Below are 17,375 nucleotides of genomic sequence, written 5' to 3' on the forward strand. Positions count from 1 at the left end.
TCCTGTCAAAAATGCCCTCAGGCAGGTATGATAAGAAGGGAATTGGGTAACGGGAGTGATGAGCGTGAAGGCTCTTTTTTTTACGAGAATGTTCACCTTGATGGTGAGCTGTTTAATGTATCTGTCCATTGTGAAAGAGGATAACTGGTTTGGATATGTATTTATAGCAGCAGGTGCTGCCATGTATGCAGCCAATCATGTTTTGCTGACAAAAGAGACAAATGCCATCTGGTTCTGCCTGATTGATATTGCAATCGGCTTTTCGTTCGGATTTATCTTTCCCGGCACAGGTTTGTTCATTATTATGCTTTGTCCGGTTGCGGTCGCCTTTTTTCTGCGGGGGTTTCCTAAAAGAACAGCATGGTCTGTCTTATGTCTTTCCTCTATTTTATTTTTAACCGTCCTCATCCGTACATATGCGATGTTCGGCAATGAATTTGTCATTGATCATTTGACTAGCATGACATTCGTTGTCTTCTGCGGTGTCGTGGGCAAATTAATCCGCAAGCTGTTGGATGCGCAGGATACGGCAAAACAGCAGTTTCAGGAACTGACGGAGTCCCATCTGGCGCTGTCTGCTGCACATCAGGAGCTCCATTTATATGCGAAGCATGTTGAAGAGCTGACTGCCATTTACGAGCGGAACAGAATGGCGCGGGAAATCCATGATACAGTGGGGCATAAAATGACGGCCCTTCTCGTCCAGCTGCAGCTTTTGCGTGAATGGCAAAAAAGAGACAGCCAAAAAGCGGATGAGACAGTAGGTGTCTGTGAAACACTTGCCCGTGAAGCGCTTGATGATGTCCGCTTATCAGTACGCACTCTGCAAACTGAAAACGATCCTTCGCTAATCGAATCGCTGAAACAGCTGACAGAGGACTTTTGCAAAAATGCAGGAGTCACAACAGAATTTGCGGTCAGCGGTGATCCTGCAATCATCCCGCTGTCTCTCCATCCGACCCTGATCAGAACGGTGCAGGAAGCACTGACCAATGCCAAACGGCACGGCGGCGCCACAGCCTGTTCGATACAGCTTGCCTGCACAACGGACAGCATCAGCCTTGTCATTAAGGATGACGGCAAAGGCAATCCCGAGGCAGCACTTGGCTTTGGCCTCTTGAATATGAAAAAGCGGGCAGCGGAGCATGGCGGAATGATCCGCTTTGAAAGCGAACAGGATCAAGGATTTACTGTGAATGCAGAATTTTCACTTGCCAATAAAAAATGGAGCTTCAGGCCCGTGCAGCAAAAGGAGAGTTTATCATGATTAAGATCATCATTACCGACGATCAGGATATCGTCAGAGAAGGGCTGGCATCCCTGCTCCAGCTCCGAGAAGAGCTCGATGTGATCGCAACGGCGCGAAACGGACAGGAAGCCTTCGAAAAGGCGAAAGAGCTGGAGCCGGATATCGTGTTAATGGACATCCGCATGCCGGTTTCCAACGGGGTGGAGGGAACAAAATTAATCACAAGCTCACTGCCCGGCGTAAAGGTTTTGATGCTGACAACCTTTAAGGATTCAGCACTGATTGCTGAAGCGCTTGAAGAAGGAGCAAGCGGGTATCTGCTGAAGGATATGTCGGCAGATACGATTGTAAAAGCAGTGATGACTGTTCATTCTGGCGGAATGGTGCTTCCGCCGGAATTGACTGCCCAAATGCTGAATGAATGGAAGCGTGAAAAACAGCTGAAAGGAATAAATGAGATAGAAAAACCTAAGGAACTGCTCGACCTGACCGAGCGCGAATTCGAAGTTCTGGCTGAGCTGGGGTACGGGCTGAATAACAAAGAAATTGCCGAAAAGCTTTACATTACAGAAGGCACAGTCAAAAACCACGTTTCAAATATTATCAGCAAGCTGGCTGTCAGGGACAGAACCCAAGCCGCCATTTACTCGGTCAGATATGGTGTATCTGTCTTTTGACATATGACGTTTTGCATATACGCTTCTCTGAAAAGGCCTTTTACAGGCCTTTTTTTCATGCCCTATGTTCTATCTGCCGCTACATGCCGCACGCCTTTCTTTCTTCTACAATGGCAATGGATCAAAAAAAGGAGTGAGACGACGTGCTGCAAGCAGAAAACATCAAAAAGGCATACGAAAAAAAAACAATTGTGAAAGGCATTTCTTTTTCCCTCCAAAAGGGGGAGTCGTTCGGTCTGCTCGGGCCTAACGGTGCGGGGAAATCCACAACCATCTCGATGATTTCCGGCCTTGTGCCGCATGACAGCGGGAACATCACGGTGGGCGGCTATGTTATCGGAAAAGAAACGGCCAAAGCGAAACAAAAAATCGGCATTGTTCCTCAGGAAATTGCATTATATCCGACGCTGACGGCTCATGAGAATCTTATGTTTTGGGGGAAAATGTACGGACTTACGCACGGTGAGGCCAAAAAAAGATCGGCTGAGGTCCTTGAATATGTCGGTCTGACTGAGCGGGCTAAAGATAAGATTGAAACGTTCTCCGGGGGGATGAAACGAAGAATCAACATCGGTGCGGCTTTAATGCATAAGCCCGAGCTGCTGATTATGGATGAACCGACTGTCGGTATTGACCCTCAATCGAGAAATCACATTTTAGAAACGGTCAAACAGCTCAACGAAACGGGCATGACGGTGATCTATACGAGTCATTACATGGAAGAAGTTGAGTTTTTATGCGACCGGATCGGGATAATTGATCAGGGGGAAATGATTGCGATTGGCACAAAAACTGATTTGTGCAGCCGCCTTGGGGGCGATACCATCATTCAGCTCACGGTCAGCGGGATCAATGAAGCGTTTCTTGTGGCGATCCGATCTCTGGCCCATGTGAATGATATAACAGTACATGAATTAGAGCTCAAAATTGACATTTCTGCGGCTCATCATGAGAAAGTCGTCACCAGCCTGCTTGCTGAAGCTGCTGCACATCATATAAACCTGCTCTCCCTTCAGGTGCAGGAACCGAATCTGGAGCGCCTGTTTCTGAATCTGACCGGCCGCACGTTGCGGGATTGAGGAGGGACGGCCATGAAAAAAAGCATATGGATCGCATGGAAAGATGTCAAAATCAGAATCACGGACAGAAAAGGGTTTATGATGCTTATCCTAATGCCGCTGATCCTAACGTGTATTTTAGGGGCGGCGCTCGGATCAGTTGTTGACGGAGGCAGCCGGATTGATGACATCAAAGTCGGCTACATTCAATCAGACCAGTCAGATGCAGCGAACATGTTTACAAAAGATGTTCTCAAAAAAATGAAGTCGATAAAGGCCACAAAAGCCGGCAGCGAAGACAAGATGAAGAAGCTGATTGATGAAAAGAAAATCGATGTAGGCATCGTCATCCCGAACCATTGGGAAGCCGGCAAAACCTCAGCTGTTGTTTATGCCGCACCTGATCAAACATTGAAAAGTTCCATCATCGAAACAGCTGCCAGCTCTTTTATAGAGCAATATAAAGCGGTAAAGGAAGCCGCGTCAGCCTCAATGGACTACATCAGCAAAACGGAAGCTGTAAAGCAAGGAAAACTTGACCCTGCACAGTTTGCAGAAAAGCTGGCAAAGACGCTAGAAAAAGAAACAGGTGACAAGCTGACTATTGCAGAAAAATCTGTCGGCAGCAAGGCCGTTACCAGTTTTCAATACTATTCGGCGGCAATGCTTTGCATGTTTATGCTGTTTCATATGACAGTCGGGGCGAAATCGTTTTTACAGGAAAAGGATACGGAGACGCTTGCCAGAATGCTGATGACGCCTGCGCAAAAATCCGTCATTCTCTTCGGAAAATGGCTTGGGACGTATCTGTTTGCCATCATACAATTTTTCATATTTCTGATCGTCACAATCAATGTATTTGGTGTGGACTGGGGCGGTAATCTGCTGTTTGTGAGTGTACTCGGGCTTTCTTACGCCGCAGCTGTATCTGGTATTTCAATGCTGCTTGCGTCGTGCATCAGCGATATGAAATCTGCAGATGCGATAGGCGGCTTCGGCATTCAATTGCTTGCGGTTCTCGGCGGGTCCATGCTGCCGCTGTACCAATTTCCGGACGTCTTGCAGTCTGTATCCAAAGCGGTGCCAAATCGCTGGGCGCTTGACGGCTTTCTTTCTTTAATGGAAGGGGGAGGCTGGGCTGACCTTCAAAAGCCTGTGCTTCTTTTTGCGGCGATCGGCCTTTGTTCACTTGTAATTGGTATCAGACGGCTTCATACAAGATAAGGAGGTACACTAGGGTGAAAAAAATCATAGCCATTTGCGGCATTGAGCTTTCTCTCATTTTTAAGAAGCCGCAGAACTATTTGATCATGTTTGCTGCCCCGCTTTTGCTTACCTTTGTATTTGGGAGTATGCTCGGCGGCAATGATGATAAGGTGCGGCTTGCAATCGTTGATCAGGACGATACGATTCTCTCACAGCATTATATTCGGCAGCTGAAGGCACACGATGATATGTATACATTCGAAAACATGTCTGAAAACAAAGCGTCAGAAAAGCTGAAACAAAAGAAAATTGCCGGGATCATCGTCATTTCCCGCTCGTTCCAGACACAGCTGGAAAAAGGCAAAAATCCTGAGCTGATTTTCCGTCATGGCCCCGAGCTGTCGGAAGCGCCGATGGTCAAACAATATGCAGAAAGCACATTGGCAACGCTCAATATTCAGGTGACCGCGGCGAAAACGGCATCTCAGACAGCAGGAGAAAACTGGAAGTCGGCGTATAAAACGGTTTTCGCCAAAAAACATGAAGATACAGTTCCGGCTGTAAAACGACAGACGCTCAGTGATAAAAAAGAGGGTGCGGAAGCAAGTGACACAGCCTCCAGAGCAGCAGGTTTTTCCATCCTGTTTGTCATGCTGACCATGATGGGAGCGGCTGGAACCATTTTAGAAGCAAGAAAAAACGGCGTCTGGTCCAGATTGCTTACAGCCTCTGTCAGTCGAGCTGAAATCGGTGCTGGGTATGTGCTTTCCTTCTTTGTCATTGGCTGGATTCAATTTGGCATATTGCTTCTTTCCACCCATTGGCTGTTTGGCATCAACTGGGGGAATCCGACTGCGGTTATTGTATTAGTGTCACTTTTTCTATTGACCGTTGTCGGCATTGGATTGATGATAGCGGCCAATGTCAGAACGCCAGAACAGCAGCTTGCATTCGGTAACTTGTTCGTCATCGCAACATGTATGGTGAGCGGGATGTATTGGCCGATCGACATTGAACCGAAATTTATGCAATCCATCGCTGAATTTCTTCCGCAAAAGTGGGCGATGAGCGGGCTGACGGAGATTATCGCTAACGGTGCCCGCGTCACAGATATTCTCGGAATCTGCGGCATTTTGCTTGCATTTGCTGCGATCACTTTCGCAGCGGGGCTTAAGGCGCTCCGAGCCTAAAAAAAATCATCTGTCCCTCGGACAGATGATTATTGCAATTATTTTGTTTCTTTTTCTGACAGCTGCAGCCTCTGTTCCAAATGCTGTTTCACGGATGGCCACTCACTGTCGATGATGCTGTAAAATACCGAATTGCGGAATGTTCCGTCTTTTCTGATCATTTGGTTTCGCAATATGCCTTCTTTAACTGCCCCCAGCCGTTCAATTGCCTTTTGTGATCTGATGTTCCTCTCATCCGTTTTGAATTGCACCCGAATCGTCTTCAGCTGTTCAAAGCAATACTGTAACAGCAAATATTTGCATTCAGTGTTGACCGAGGTGCCCCAGACTGAAGGATGAAACCATGTCCAGCCGATCTCAAGGCTCCTTGAAGCGGATGACATATACAGAAACCGTGTCGTGCCGACCATTTTTCCAGTCTTACGATGAATAATCACGAATGGAAATTCTGTTCCTGTTTCTTTCGTTTGCAGCGCCTCCTCAACCAAAGCCTCCATACCACGCAGTGTTGTGATCGTTTTCGGTAAATGGGTCCAGATGTTTTCATCATTTGCCGCTTCATATAAACCTTGAATATGGCTTTTGTCCATCGGCACCACTCGAATCAGTTCCCCTGTTAATTCGTGCAATGTCACATTCATCGTTCTTCCCCCGCATTGCGTATTGGAGCAGCCTGAAGGCCGCTCCCGGTTATTCCTTATCTATCATAGCTAAAATTGATTCCAGCCATGAAACGTAATTTTTCTCCCGCTCCAGCGCTTTCGTCAGCACAAGATAGTGGCCGAAGTCCGGTGAAGAAAATGACATCGGCTCTGCTGAAGCCATAAGCTTTTCATAGCTTCCCTGTAAGTCAGAAAGCTTGGCCTGGCGTTTTTGCAGCTGGTCTTTGAACAAATCAGAAGCCTCCTGGCGCGATAGACAAGAAATGAAATAAGCCTTCAGCATAAATTCATCTTTTACCGTCTCGGGTATCGGCTGGTGGCGGATCAGCCAGTCATGCAGCTCCTGCTTTCCGCTGTCTGTCAGGGTGTACATCTTTTTCTCCAGCTTTGTGCCCTGAATCGTTGTCCGGAACGTGATAAACCCTTCATCCGTCAGCTTTTTGAGCTCAGGGTAAATCTGGCTGTGCTTGGCGCTCCAAAATTGGCCGAGCTCCTCTTTAAAATAACTAGTAATATCGTATCCGCTCAATTCGCCTTTTCGCAAAAGCCCTAATATGGCGTATTTTAATACTCTCATGCGATCCTCCATGTCTATGGCTGTTTCACAAAAAAGATGAGACCGTGCTCATCTGTGATCCTAACTGCCTATTCCCCTTATTATAGAAAAGGGAGAAAGGGAACACAACCGGGCTCTTTGGAAATGAAAATAAAATTTTTGTCAGAAGGTATCCGATTTATCTCCGTCAATAATATAAAAGAGATTTAAATTTAATTTTCAGAAAAAATATTAACTATATTGATTTTTTATGTATAATAGGAAATTGGTGGTATGAACATTTTAAGGGGGAATAAACGTGAAAAAAGTACTTATGTCATTCATTATTTGTTTATCGCTGATTCTATCTGTTTTAGCCGCTCCGCCGTCAAGTGCAAAAGCTGAATCAGTACATAATCCTGTCGTTCTTGTTCATGGAATAAGTGGTGCATCATACAACTTTTTCGCTATTAAAAACTACTTAATTTCTCAAGGCTGGCAAAGCAACAAACTGTACGCAATTGATTTTTATGATAAAACAGGAAACAACCTAAATAACGGCCCGCAGCTTGCTTCATATGTTGACCGTGTTTTAAAAGAGACGGGGGCCAAAAAAGTAGATATTGTGGCTCATAGTATGGGAGGCGCCAATACGCTGTACTATATTAAATATTTAGGCGGGGGCAATAAGATTCAAAATGTCGTAACGCTTGGAGGGGCTAATGGTTTAGTATCATCAACCGCGCTGCCGGGTACAGATCCTAATCAAAAGATCCTCTATACATCTATTTACAGTCTCAATGATCAAATTGTCATCAATAGCTTGTCTCGGTTACAAGGAGCGCGAAACATCCAGCTTTATGGCATCGGTCATATTGGCTTGCTCTCTAATAGCCAAGTGAACGGCTATATCAAAGAAGGGCTGAATGGCGGAGGCCTCAATACAAATTAATATCTTCATAAAAAACCTGCAGTCTATGTTACGGCAGGTTTTTTGCATTTTTCTAGCAATCTCGTCTGAGAAAGATACATCAAAAAGCCATAGGGGTTTATGACCTTAGTCTATCATGCATACGTCAATTTAAGACATCAGGCACTTTTTCAAATAGAACAGACATGTTAAGGTACAACCATCGTTTCTATCAATTTGAAATAAAAGGAGCGCTGTTATGCAAATTAAAGAAATTTTTATGATCCGCTGCATTTCTTGCTTAAGTGTCGTCTTGCTCCATATCATTTCAATGGTCCTGATGCTTCAGGCAGAAGCTCTTGCAGATATTTCTCACACTGTTGATTCTTTCCGCACACTCCTGATGTTCAGCACGCCCGCTTTTATTTTCATCTCTGAATTTTTACTGGCCCGTTCTTATCCTGATGGGGTGCCTGACGGTTTTTTAAAGAAGCGGGGAAAAGTGATTTTTGTTCCTTTTTTATTTATCGCGGCCATCGATGCGCTGCTGATGACCAGTGCGATGGGGGGAGAGGTAACCTTTCTCGCGTTTGTGCAAAAATATCTGGCGAACGTATTCTTAGGAAACTTTATCGGATACTTCATTCTCGTCATCTTTCAATTTTACATGCTGCATATGCTGTTTCATGGGTATTTGAAAAAAGCATCGCCGAAATGGGTGCTGTCTATCTCATTTGTGGTGACAGCCGCTTATTTAGGCTATTTCTCCGCAGCCAGCCCGGCTCCTGCTTCTGAAGAGGGAGGGGCATTTCCGTTCTTCTGGGTTCCGTTCGCAGGCTGGCTTTTCTACTTTTGTCTAGCCTACTATTGCGGAAAAGAATACAAGCGTTTTTTAGCGTTGCTGAACCAATACCGCTGGGTGGTGTACGGCGCCGCAATTGCTTCTGGGGCGCTGGTTGTCACTGTTTCTTATGTGGGTGAAATCGGCATGATCAGCTCGAAGCGGCCTGATATCATGCTGTATTCAACAAGCATGATTTTCCTGTGTTTTCACTTGTTTTCCAAAATGAAGCATGTGCCGAAAATCATGATGTTTATCAGCAACTATTCCTTTTCGATTTATCTGCTTCATGCCTATTTTATGATTATAGGCTACGTGTTGCTTTTGAATATGCCCGAAATTCCTGCCGTACCAGCTGTTCTCCTGTTGTTTGCCGTGTGCACAGCCGGCCCGATTCTGACCTCGTGGGCACTGAATAAATTCAAATACGGGTATTTATTTGTGGGGAAAATTTATCAGCCAAAACAGAAGAAGGTAACAGTCGAAGTGCGTGATCACGCAGGGTGAAAAGCAAGCGGCAGGAGGGCTCCTGCCGCGTTTCTTTACTTCTCATCCGCTTGCAGAACTGTTTTTAAATATAGTTTTGCAGACTCAGCAAGTCCAGATACATCAGCCTTTTCTTCATCGAAATACAGGGCGTTTTGAATGATGCCGTCATTCATATTGAGGAAAAACTTGGCGATAGTCGCAATAGGCTGAACCGGCTGAAACTCTCCCTGATCGATCCCTTTTTGCAATAGCCTTGAAAACCTTTCCACAAAAAGATCATACCGATTCTCCAAGTACTGCCTACGTTCTTCATTGCGCCAAGCTGTCACTAAATATTCAAATTGCACCGGCGCCAGCGTATCTGCTACATCACGCAGACCCTCAGTCAGTTCGTCCAAATAGATTGAAATGGCGGCCCAAACACTTTGGTGTTCAGCTGATTTATCAAGCTTTCGGAGTCCTTCATCCAGCCCTGTTTCAATAATGCGGCGAAACATCTCCTCAGTGCTTGAAAAATAAAGATAGACACCGCCTCGGCTGAAACCTGATTCTTCCACAACGTCCTTCATTGTCGTTAATTCGAATCCTTTTCGTTTAAAAACCGTTTTGGCAGCCTCTAAAATCTCTGCCTGCCGTTTATCCTTGTGCTCCTTTGTTACTTTCGGTGACAAGATATCGCCTGCTTTCTGAAACTTTCTTACCTATAAGTGTAATCAACCCAATCATGATCAGCAAGCAGCCACAGACAAGAAAAGCAAGTGAAACACCGATCCATTCCGCCAGCACGCCCCCGCCCGCCATGCCGAGGATGGAGGCGAGGGTTGTCGCGCTCTGAATGGCGCCAAACACCCTGCCGCTGTAATCAACCGGCACTGTTGTTTGCACGAGAATTTGAAATGGAATATGGACCAGACCAAAAGCCGCTCCCATGATGAAAAAAGCGAAAATAAAAAGAGCAATGCCGGCAATTCCCATTCCGCTCAGAAATGGCACGCCTCCAGTTGCTAGTCCAAGCAGAAAGGTCCCAGCTGAGAAATAAAGCAAATAAGAGGTGATTCGCCGTCTGCCGGCAATTGCCGCCGTAAGGAGCATGCCGGCTCCGCTGACGGCCATGCACCAGCCTGCAAGCTCAGGCGGAGCGCCTGAAAAAGAACGGATAAGAATGATAGCCTGGGAATCACCAATCTGCAAAACAAAGAGAACGACGCAAGCTGTGAGTAAACCTGTTAAAAGCAGCGGCATCCGTTTCAAATACTGAAGGCCTTCTTTAATAGAAGCAAGTGCTGATGTTTTTTCTTGAGGTGTATTGGCTTTTTGTAAAAAAGCATCTTTGGGGAGGAAAAACAAAATGACAGCGGAAAGAAGAAAGGCGCCGGCGTTAATATAGAAAACAGAATGTATAGAGACAGCAGCGATCAGCATGCCGCCAAGGGCAGGGCCGAAGATTTTTGCACTGTTATCAATGATGCTGCTGGCGGAAACAGCCTGCTGAATGTGTGCTTCCGGAGCCAATTCCTTAAGCTTTCCGTTTTTAGCAGGTGAAAAAAGTGAAGAAAAACAGCTCTGAAGGCATAGCAATACGTAAAGCTGCCAAAGCTCACTGACATAAACGCAGCTGATAACGGTGAGGGCACGTCCGATTTCAGACAGAAGCATGATCGTTTTTCTGTCAAAACGGTCGGCAAGCAGACCCGATACAGGTCCGAGTACAATGACAGGCAAAGCAAACGACATCATTAAAAGCGACATATCTAATGGAGAAGCATGAAGCTGAAAAGCGGCTAATGTTAGCACGGCCAAAATGTGAAGCCAGTCTCCAAGTGAAGAAATGGTTTGCGAGGCTAACAGTGTCATCAGTCCTTTTTGATTGCGAAACAACGGTTTTTCCATGATTCATCCTCCTGATTATTAAAATGACACTAGTGTCGTTTTTTTATTGTATGGGAAAAAGACACAATATACAATCTTTTTCTTGTAAAATAAAGGAGAAGCTTGAATAGAAGGGGGAACATGCATGACAACAGACAACCTAAGCTACCCAATAGGAGAATACAAGCCGAGGGAATCCATATCGAAGGAGCAAAAAGATGAATGGATACAAGCCCTTGAAAAAGTGCCTGTCCAACTGAAGCAAGCCGTAGAAGGCATGACGGACAGCCAGCTTGACACACCGTACCGGGACGGTGGATGGACCGTTCGGCAAGTTATTCATCATCTGGCTGACAGTCATATGAACAGCTATATTCGTTTTAAATTGAGCTTGACGGAAGAGACACCGGCTATCCGTCCGTATGATGAAAAAGCATGGTCGGAGCTAAAAGACTCGAAAACGGCAGATCCGAGCGGCTCACTCGCGCTTTTGCAGGAGCTTCACGGAAGATGGACGGCTCTGCTCCGCACTTTGACGGATCAGCAATTTAAGCGCGGATTTTATCACCCTGATACAAAGGAAATCATTAATCTGGAGAACGCGCTCGGCCTGTATGTCTGGCACTCACATCACCATATCGCTCATATTACGGAGCTTTCCAGACGGATGGGGTGGTCTTAACGCTTTTGCCGGCGGAAAGCCGGAATACTGATAGCAGCAATCACCAGAAGTGAGATCACAGCAGCCGCTACATATAAATGATCATAGCCGCTGGCGACACTCGCATGAATGGCGTCGCTTATCACGGTTTTGACTTCAGGAACGGGAATGCGTTCGATTTGTTCTTGTAAAGAAGAAACATCAGAACTGTCGATCTCCGGAATCATCTGCATCGCCTTTTCTGAATATCCGCTGTCCGATAAGCGGCTGCTGATCTCATCACCTATTTGGTCAAACCCGGCTGTGATAAAACCTGCATAAAGAGTAGGCGCCAAGGTCAGTCCAATTTGTCTTACTAATGAAAGCGTGCCAAGAGCTGTACCCTTATTTGTTTTTGCCGCTTCTGATACAAGGACGTTCAGCGGAGCGCCTAACAGAAAGCCAAAACCGATGCCAGCGACTACACTAGCGATTACAAACTCCCATTTTTCCGTCACCCAGAGCGGAAATAAAGCAAACCCCGCACATGAGATGATTCCCGAAAGAATAACGGTTTTTACAGGACCTTTTTTGTCGGTAAGCGCTCCGCCAAGCCAAGCGCCGATTCCGGAAGCCAACGCAAGCGGTGTCATCCAATAGCCTGCTTTTGCGGTAGGGACACCTAAATACTGCTCGACATATGACGGGATAAAAATGACTGCCGCCAAGAGCCCCCCGGATAACAAACCGATGATAAGCGTGCGCTGAAACATATGGTTTCGCAGCAGAGAATACGCCAAAATGGGATCGCCTCCTCGCATTTCAACTCTCTTTTCATACGAGATAAGCGCTGCAAAACAAAGTATGCCAAAAATAATACATCCATAAACCTCCGGATTCCCCAAGCTGTGTAAGAGATTTGCCCCGTCAAGGTTCGTCATGCCGTACATCACGGCTAAAATCGACAGGGATAGAAGGAAGATACCGGCCGTGTCGAGGCGCTTAGCTTCAGGTGCTTTTGTTTCCGCGATAAAGTATGCGCCGAAAACAACCAATAGCACGGCAATCGGCAAATTAATCAAAAATAGCCAATGCCAAGACCCGGTCCAATCAAGCAGAAAGCTTCCGATATTTGGCCCGAGCACAGCGGCCATCCCGTTCATTGCGCCAAGCAGCCCAAGGGCCTTCCCCTGTTTTTCCTTTGGGAGAGTCGCGAGAATGTGAGAGCTGCCGATGATGAAAATCCCGCCGCCTCCAAGCGCCTGAATCAGCCGCGATATCAGAAAGAGCGGGAAGCTTTGGCTCAAAGCAACAAGCAAAGAACCAAGTCCGAACAGGCAAACCTCAATGAGAAAGAGTTTTTTTCTGCCGTAGCGGTCGGAAAGCTTTCCGACGATTGGCACACTGACGCTAAGACCAAGCGTATAAAGGGTAATGCCCCATGATCCCCAGGAAGGAGAAACGGAAAACGACTCGTTTATCGTTGTTAAGGCAGCTGAAATAATTCCGTTATCTAGCGCAGCCATAAATACACCAATTGTAAACAGGCTGATCGCCCACTTTTGGCCTTTCTGCTCTGTTAATGCTTCAGACATATTCATCAACCCCTTTTTTGATTCACTCAAAATATATTATTCATTTTAAATGAACTAAATGTCAAATAAAAAAAGCCTGCTCCCGCAGTTTGCGGATGACAGACTTACAGATTTATTCTTTTTTCGCTTTCTCTAATGCTCTTGAAAGGATAGACAGCCCTTCGGAAACAGCCTGCTTTTCTTCAGGGGACAGCAGCTCTAATGAACGCTTCAATTTCAGGTGGCCTTTTTCATACAAACCCCGAAAAATCTTTTTCGCATTCTCTGTCAACTGAACAACTACAGAGCGGCGGTCCTCTTCAGAATGTGAGCGTTTGACAAATCCTGATTTTTCAAGCCGGTCAAGCAGCCCAGTTGTATTGGACAGGGAAGCCCCCATTTTTTCAGCAATGTCGCTCACTTTCAATGTTCCATGGTTGTTTAATAGCATCAGCACCTTCATTTGCGGCATGCTCATATCCAGCTTCATCCACTCGGACACATCACCGAGCCCGGCGGAAGTTAAGACTTTCATATAGAGCACCCATATTTCCCGTTCCTCCGATGAAAGAATGTTTTCGTTTAATACTGTTGTATCGTGTAAATTATATTCCATTTCATCACTTCCTCATCATTCACTCCTCTTACCATATTACTCGATTTTCATACCTGAAAGAAAGTGAGCAGAAACCGCATGCGGGACTTTGTCCGAAAAATAACGGTAGTGTATAATGAGTTGGAGATTATTGGGGGAGAGGATCGAACTAGAATATGATTGGAGAGACCATTGCTGAATAAAAAGAATGCTATATCAATATTAAAAATCGTTTTTCCTATTGCTGTTTTGCTATTTGTTATTTATCAATCGAAAAAAGAACTGACAAATCTGTCATTCAAACGTACGCTCATGGTCATCAACGGACTGGAACGAACGGACTTATTCATGCTTGTGTTGATCGGCTTGCTGGCTGTTGCGGCTATGTCGCTGTATGATTACGTCCTGAAATACTCACTGCGCCTATCGATCACAAACGGAAAAGTATTCAGGGTTTCCTGGATCGCCAATTCATTTAATAATGTGCTGGGCTTCGGCGGTTTAGCCGGAGTCGGGTTAAGAATGATGTTCTATAAGGAGCATACGAAAGACCATAAGGCACTCGTGAAAGGAATCGCCTGGCTCACATCATCTATGCTGCTCGGATTATCTGTTTTCAGCATTTTCGTCGCTGCGAGAGTGCTGCCAGTGGATGAAGTGATTCATGAAAAGCCTTGGCTATGGGCGGTCGTTATCGGTTTTGCGCTGATATTGCCGCTGTCTTTGGCGGTGTCCAAAATAAAAGACCGCAAAGCTGGGGACGAAGAGAATGCGGATAAAGTGAAAAATCCGATTTTCGCATATATTGGAGCTTCAGTTGTTGAATGGCTCATGGCCGGGATCGTCATCTATTTTGCTTTGTTCGCTATGGGCATTCATGCAGATATCAGGTATGTGTTCGGGGTGTTCGTCATTGCGGCGATCGGAGGAATGATCAGCCTCGTGCCGGGCGGCTTCGGCTCGTTTGACCTTTTATTTTTGCTGGGGATGGAGCAGCTTGGCTATCATCAGGAGGCCATCGTTACTTCTATTGTGTTGTACAGGCTCGCCTATTCATTTATCCCATTTATCTTGGGACTGTTCTTTGCCGCAGGCGACCTGACGGAAAATACAATGAAGCGGCTTGAAACGAACCCGCGCATCGCACCGGCAATTGAGACGACAAACGTTCTGCTTGTTGTTCAGCGTGCGGTATTAGTGAGAATTTTGCAAGGCTCGCTTTCCCTTATTGTGTTCGTAGCAGGTCTGATTGTCCTGGCCTCAGTTTCCTTGCCGATTGACAGGCTGACGGTTATACCGCACATTCCGCGCCCGGCGCTTTTGCTGTTCAACGGCCTGTCCTTAAGCTCAGCGCTCATTCTGCTGATTTTGCCTATCGAGCTTTATAAACGGACAAAACGTTCCTATACGATGGCCATTACAGCGCTTGTCGGCGGCTTTGTGTTCAGCTTTTTAAAAGGGCTTAACATCAGCGCGATATTCGTACTGCCGATGATTATCGTATTGCTTGTGCTATTGAAAAAACAATTTGTCCGCGAACAGGCATCCTATACACTGGGACAATTGATATTCGCTGTGGCGCTGTTTACTGTGGCGCTCTTTAACTACAATCTGATCGCGGGCTTTATTTGGGACCGGATGAAGAAGGTGCTGCGTCACGAATATTTCGTCCACAGCACCTCGCATATTACACATGCAACCATCATGGCGATCATCATTGTGCCACTGTTCTTCTTGATATTTACAGTGGTCTATCATAAGAGAACGAAACCGATCGGAGAGAAAGCTGACCCTGAGCGTCTTGCTGCGTTTCTCAATGAAAAAGGCGGCAACGCGCTGAGCCATCTTGGTTTTCTTGGAGATAAGCGGTTTTATTTTTCCAGTGATGGGAATGCACTGCTTCTATTCGGGAAAATCGCCAGAAGGCTGGTCGTGCTCGGCGATCCGTCTGGCCAAAGAGAATCATTCCCGCTCGTGCTGGAAGAATTTCTGAACGAAGCGCATCAGAAGGGATTCAGTGTTTTGTTCTATCAAATTGAACGAGAGGACATGGCGCTGTATCACGATTTTGGCTACAACTTCTTTAAACTTGGCGAGGAAGCATATGTAGATTTAAATACATTTACCTTGACTGGGAAGAAAAAAGCCGGCCTTCGGGCAATCAATAACCGCTTTGAGCGGGAGGAGTATACTTTCCATGTGGATCATCCCCCATTTTCTGATGCGTTTTTGGAGGAGCTGAAGCAAATCTCAGACGAATGGCTCGGCTCGAAAAAGGAGAAGGGATTCTCGCTCGGATTTTTTGATCCTTCCTATTTACAGAAAGCGCCGATCGCCTATATGAAAAATGCAGAAGGAGAGATCGTTGCATTCGCAAATGTCATGCCGATGTACCAGGAGGGAGAGATATCGGTTGACCTAATGCGCTATCGCGGCGACGCTCCAAATGGCATTATGGACGCATTGTTCATCCGCATGTTTTTATGGGCAAAGGAAGAGGGCTGCACGTCTTTTAATATGGGAATGGCACCCTTGGCCAATGTTGGCACTGCCTTTACATCCTTCTGGTCCGAAAGGTTTGCCGCTGTCATTTTTAATAATGTCAGATACATGTACAGCTTCAGCGGCCTAAGAGCCTTTAAAGAAAAATACAAACCGGAGTGGCGAGGGAAATACTTGGCGTATCGGAAAAACAGATCTCTTTCTGTCACCATGTTCCTCGTTACACGTCTGATTGGCAAAAGCAAAAAAGACTCCGTCTAATAAGACGGAGTCTTTTTTTTATTTCGTTTTTAAGAAGTAGGTTTCAATATCATCAAGCAGGTAGTTTGCGGCTTTAATTCCGCCTGCGGTTGTCCACACGACGTCATCGACTTCATGTGCATTACCTGATTTCACAGCCTTTAGGTTTTTCCATAGTGAACTGCTTGTCCACTGATTGGCCCATTTTTCATTTTCCTTTGCATTATCGGCTTTATAAGTGAAATAAAACAGCACATCAGCATCCATATCAGGAATAGATTCTTTACTGTCGGTTGAGAACGTAAATTGGTCCTTTTGTTTCTTGAACAGTTCTACTTGTTTTTCAGGGCGTTTGAAGCCAAGCTGGTCTAAAATAATCCCAGGGAATGAATCGGTATAATAGATTCTTGACTCACCGGATAAAAAGCGTACGACAGAAACGGTTTTGTTTGTCTGGTCGCCCAGCTTGTTTTTTAAATCAGAAACGCGTTTATCAAAATCGGCAATGACTTCCTTGCCTTTGTCCGCCTTATTCACCGCGTTGGCGTATAGAGTCAGGTTATCCTTCCAGTTCCCGGCCAAAGATTCAGCGAAAACAGTCGGCGCAATCGCATTTAACTGATCATAAATTTTTTCCTGGCGCACTTTGTTTCCAATGATCAAATCAGGCTTTAATTCTGCGATGGCTTCCACATTCGGTTCCGTTTCAAGACCGACGTTTTTAACACCTTTCATGTCATCTTTCAGATAGTCATACCACGGGTCGCCCTTCCATGACTTTACGGCTCCGACCGGCTTAATGCCAAGCGCTAAGAGCGCCTCTGTTCCTTCATTAGTTAAAACAACAATCCGTTTTGGATTGGCGGGAATGTTGTCTGATGTCCCCATTGCATGTTTGACCGTTCTTGTTTTGCTGCTTGACCCCTCGCTGTTGCTTGAACTTTCTGAACTATTACAGGCAGAAAGTACCATAACGGCCATTAAAAATACGAATAGCATGCTGATATGCTTTTTCATCTTTTTCCTCCCAATATTGAAATTCATTATCATTTAGATCATAATAAGCAGTGTTAAGAGTGTCAATCCCTAATTGAGGATTATTCTCAAAAACAAACATTACATAGTAAATAACTAGGAG

Annotated in this window: 16 protein-coding genes; 9 read left to right on the forward strand and 7 right to left on the reverse strand. The window is 45.7% G+C overall.

All coding sequences use genetic code 11. The annotated features are described in order from the left end of the window. Positions 1 to 64: 64 nt before the first annotated feature. From lnrJ to lnrN, 5 genes are all read left to right on the forward strand, one after another. On the forward strand, positions 65 to 1,267 hold the full coding sequence (gene lnrJ / locus WA279_RS14190) for a two-component system sensor histidine kinase LnrJ (RefSeq protein WP_336155728.1): 1,203 nt from the start codon (positions 65 to 67) through the stop codon (positions 1,265 to 1,267). Continuing rightward, entirely contained in the window at positions 1,264 to 1,926 is a 663-nt protein-coding gene (gene lnrK, locus WA279_RS14195; RefSeq protein ID WP_063335709.1) for a two-component system response regulator LnrK, read from the forward strand. The genes lnrJ and lnrK overlap by 4 nt, the downstream gene beginning before the upstream one ends. Positions 1,927 to 2,069: 143 nt before the next feature. Beyond that, a complete protein-coding gene (lnrL, locus tag WA279_RS14200; protein ID WP_336155731.1) occupies positions 2,070 to 3,005 on the forward strand; it encodes a linearmycin resistance ATP-binding protein LnrL in 936 nt (311 codons plus the stop codon). 12 nt (positions 3,006 to 3,017) lie between these two features. After that, positions 3,018 to 4,208: a linearmycin resistance permease LnrM gene (lnrM, locus tag WA279_RS14205; protein ID WP_327828929.1), complete on the forward strand. Its 1,191-nt coding sequence runs from the start codon at positions 3,018 to 3,020 to the stop codon at positions 4,206 to 4,208. Positions 4,209 to 4,222: 14 nt separating this feature from the next. Continuing rightward, positions 4,223 to 5,380 (forward strand): linearmycin resistance permease LnrN, encoded by a 1,158-nt coding sequence (gene lnrN / locus WA279_RS14210; RefSeq protein WP_336155733.1) that lies wholly within the window; start codon positions 4,223 to 4,225, stop codon positions 5,378 to 5,380. 38 nt (positions 5,381 to 5,418) lie between these two features. On the opposite strand, the gene WA279_RS14215 is transcribed toward lnrN, so the two are convergent. Together WA279_RS14215 and padR are read right to left on the reverse strand one after the other, a co-directional pair. After that, entirely contained in the window at positions 5,419 to 6,021 is a 603-nt protein-coding gene (locus tag WA279_RS14215; protein WP_336155735.1) for a GNAT family N-acetyltransferase, read from the reverse strand. Between the two features lie 49 nt (positions 6,022 to 6,070). Then, positions 6,071 to 6,619 carry a transcriptional regulator PadR gene (gene padR / locus WA279_RS14220; RefSeq protein WP_187954522.1) on the reverse strand — a complete coding sequence of 183 codons (549 nt, stop codon included), beginning with the start codon at positions 6,617 to 6,619 and terminating at the stop codon, positions 6,071 to 6,073. Positions 6,620 to 6,896: 277 nt separating this feature from the next. On the opposite strand from padR, the gene estB reads away from it, so the two are divergent. Together estB and WA279_RS14230 are read left to right on the forward strand one after the other, a co-directional pair. After that, positions 6,897 to 7,529: an esterase EstB gene (estB, locus tag WA279_RS14225; protein ID WP_251188104.1), complete on the forward strand. Its 633-nt coding sequence runs from the start codon at positions 6,897 to 6,899 to the stop codon at positions 7,527 to 7,529. Positions 7,530 to 7,746: 217 nt separating this feature from the next. After that, a complete protein-coding gene (locus WA279_RS14230) occupies positions 7,747 to 8,835 on the forward strand; it encodes an acyltransferase family protein (protein ID WP_336155738.1) in 1,089 nt (362 codons plus the stop codon). Between the two features lie 35 nt (positions 8,836 to 8,870). Here the strand turns inward: WA279_RS14230 and WA279_RS14235 are convergent, their stop codons facing one another. Continuing rightward, the gene (locus WA279_RS14235) at positions 8,871 to 9,488 is read right to left on the reverse strand and encodes a TetR family transcriptional regulator (RefSeq protein ID WP_327828925.1); all 618 of its coding nucleotides are present in this window, start codon (positions 9,486 to 9,488) and stop codon (positions 8,871 to 8,873) included. Then, positions 9,454 to 10,707, reverse strand: coding sequence for an MFS transporter (locus tag WA279_RS14240; RefSeq protein WP_336155741.1), 1,254 nt, complete (start codon positions 10,705 to 10,707; stop codon positions 9,454 to 9,456). The genes WA279_RS14235 and WA279_RS14240 overlap by 35 nt, the downstream gene beginning before the upstream one ends. A gap of 124 nt (positions 10,708 to 10,831) precedes the next feature. Between WA279_RS14240 and bstA the strand changes: the two genes are divergently transcribed. Continuing rightward, a complete protein-coding gene (bstA, locus tag WA279_RS14245; protein WP_336155743.1) occupies positions 10,832 to 11,368 on the forward strand; it encodes a bacillithiol transferase BstA in 537 nt (178 codons plus the stop codon). Here the strand turns inward: bstA and WA279_RS14250 are convergent. Next, on the reverse strand, positions 11,365 to 12,921 hold the full coding sequence (locus WA279_RS14250; protein ID WP_336155744.1) for an MFS transporter: 1,557 nt from the start codon (positions 12,919 to 12,921) through the stop codon (positions 11,365 to 11,367). The two genes, bstA and WA279_RS14250, sit on opposite strands and share 4 nt — an antisense overlap. A gap of 112 nt (positions 12,922 to 13,033) precedes the next feature. Further along, positions 13,034 to 13,516 carry a MarR family transcriptional regulator gene (locus WA279_RS14255; RefSeq protein WP_003233577.1) on the reverse strand — a complete coding sequence of 161 codons (483 nt, stop codon included), beginning with the start codon at positions 13,514 to 13,516 and terminating at the stop codon, positions 13,034 to 13,036. A 171-nt stretch (positions 13,517 to 13,687) separates the two neighbouring features. Here WA279_RS14255 and mprF point away from each other — a divergent pair, with 171 nt between their 5' ends. Beyond that, a complete protein-coding gene (mprF, locus tag WA279_RS14260; protein ID WP_336155746.1) occupies positions 13,688 to 16,258 on the forward strand; it encodes a bifunctional lysylphosphatidylglycerol flippase/synthetase MprF in 2,571 nt (856 codons plus the stop codon). An 18-nt stretch (positions 16,259 to 16,276) separates the two neighbouring features. Here the strand turns inward: mprF and WA279_RS14265 are convergent, their stop codons facing one another. Next, positions 16,277 to 17,254, reverse strand: coding sequence for an ABC transporter substrate-binding protein (locus WA279_RS14265; RefSeq protein WP_088325471.1), 978 nt, complete (start codon positions 17,252 to 17,254; stop codon positions 16,277 to 16,279). Positions 17,255 to 17,375: the final 121 nt, after the last annotated feature.

The organism is Bacillus sp. 204(2023) (assembly GCF_037027505.1).
Taxonomy (GTDB): Bacteria; Bacillota; Bacilli; order Bacillales; family Bacillaceae; genus Bacillus; species Bacillus subtilis.

Excerpts from the sequence above, each read along its gene's own strand:
- lnrK (WP_063335709.1), top strand. The coding sequence starts at position 1,264 with ATGATTAAGATCATCATTACCGACGATCAGGATATCGTCAGAGAAGGG.
- lnrM (WP_327828929.1), top strand. The coding sequence starts at position 3,018 with ATGAAAAAAAGCATATGGATCGCATGGAAAGATGTCAAAATCAGAATC.
- WA279_RS14215 (WP_336155735.1), bottom strand. The coding sequence starts at position 6,021 with ATGAATGTGACATTGCACGAATTAACAGGGGAACTGATTCGAGTGGTG.
- padR (WP_187954522.1), bottom strand. The coding sequence starts at position 6,619 with ATGAGAGTATTAAAATACGCCATATTAGGGCTTTTGCGAAAAGGCGAA.
- WA279_RS14230 (WP_336155738.1), top strand. The coding sequence starts at position 7,747 with ATGCAAATTAAAGAAATTTTTATGATCCGCTGCATTTCTTGCTTAAGT.
- WA279_RS14240 (WP_336155741.1), bottom strand. The coding sequence starts at position 10,707 with ATGGAAAAACCGTTGTTTCGCAATCAAAAAGGACTGATGACACTGTTA.
- bstA (WP_336155743.1), top strand. The coding sequence starts at position 10,832 with ATGACAACAGACAACCTAAGCTACCCAATAGGAGAATACAAGCCGAGG.
- WA279_RS14250 (WP_336155744.1), bottom strand. The coding sequence starts at position 12,921 with ATGTCTGAAGCATTAACAGAGCAGAAAGGCCAAAAGTGGGCGATCAGC.
- WA279_RS14255 (WP_003233577.1), bottom strand. The coding sequence starts at position 13,516 with ATGGAATATAATTTACACGATACAACAGTATTAAACGAAAACATTCTT.
- WA279_RS14265 (WP_088325471.1), bottom strand. The coding sequence starts at position 17,254 with ATGAAAAAGCATATCAGCATGCTATTCGTATTTTTAATGGCCGTTATG.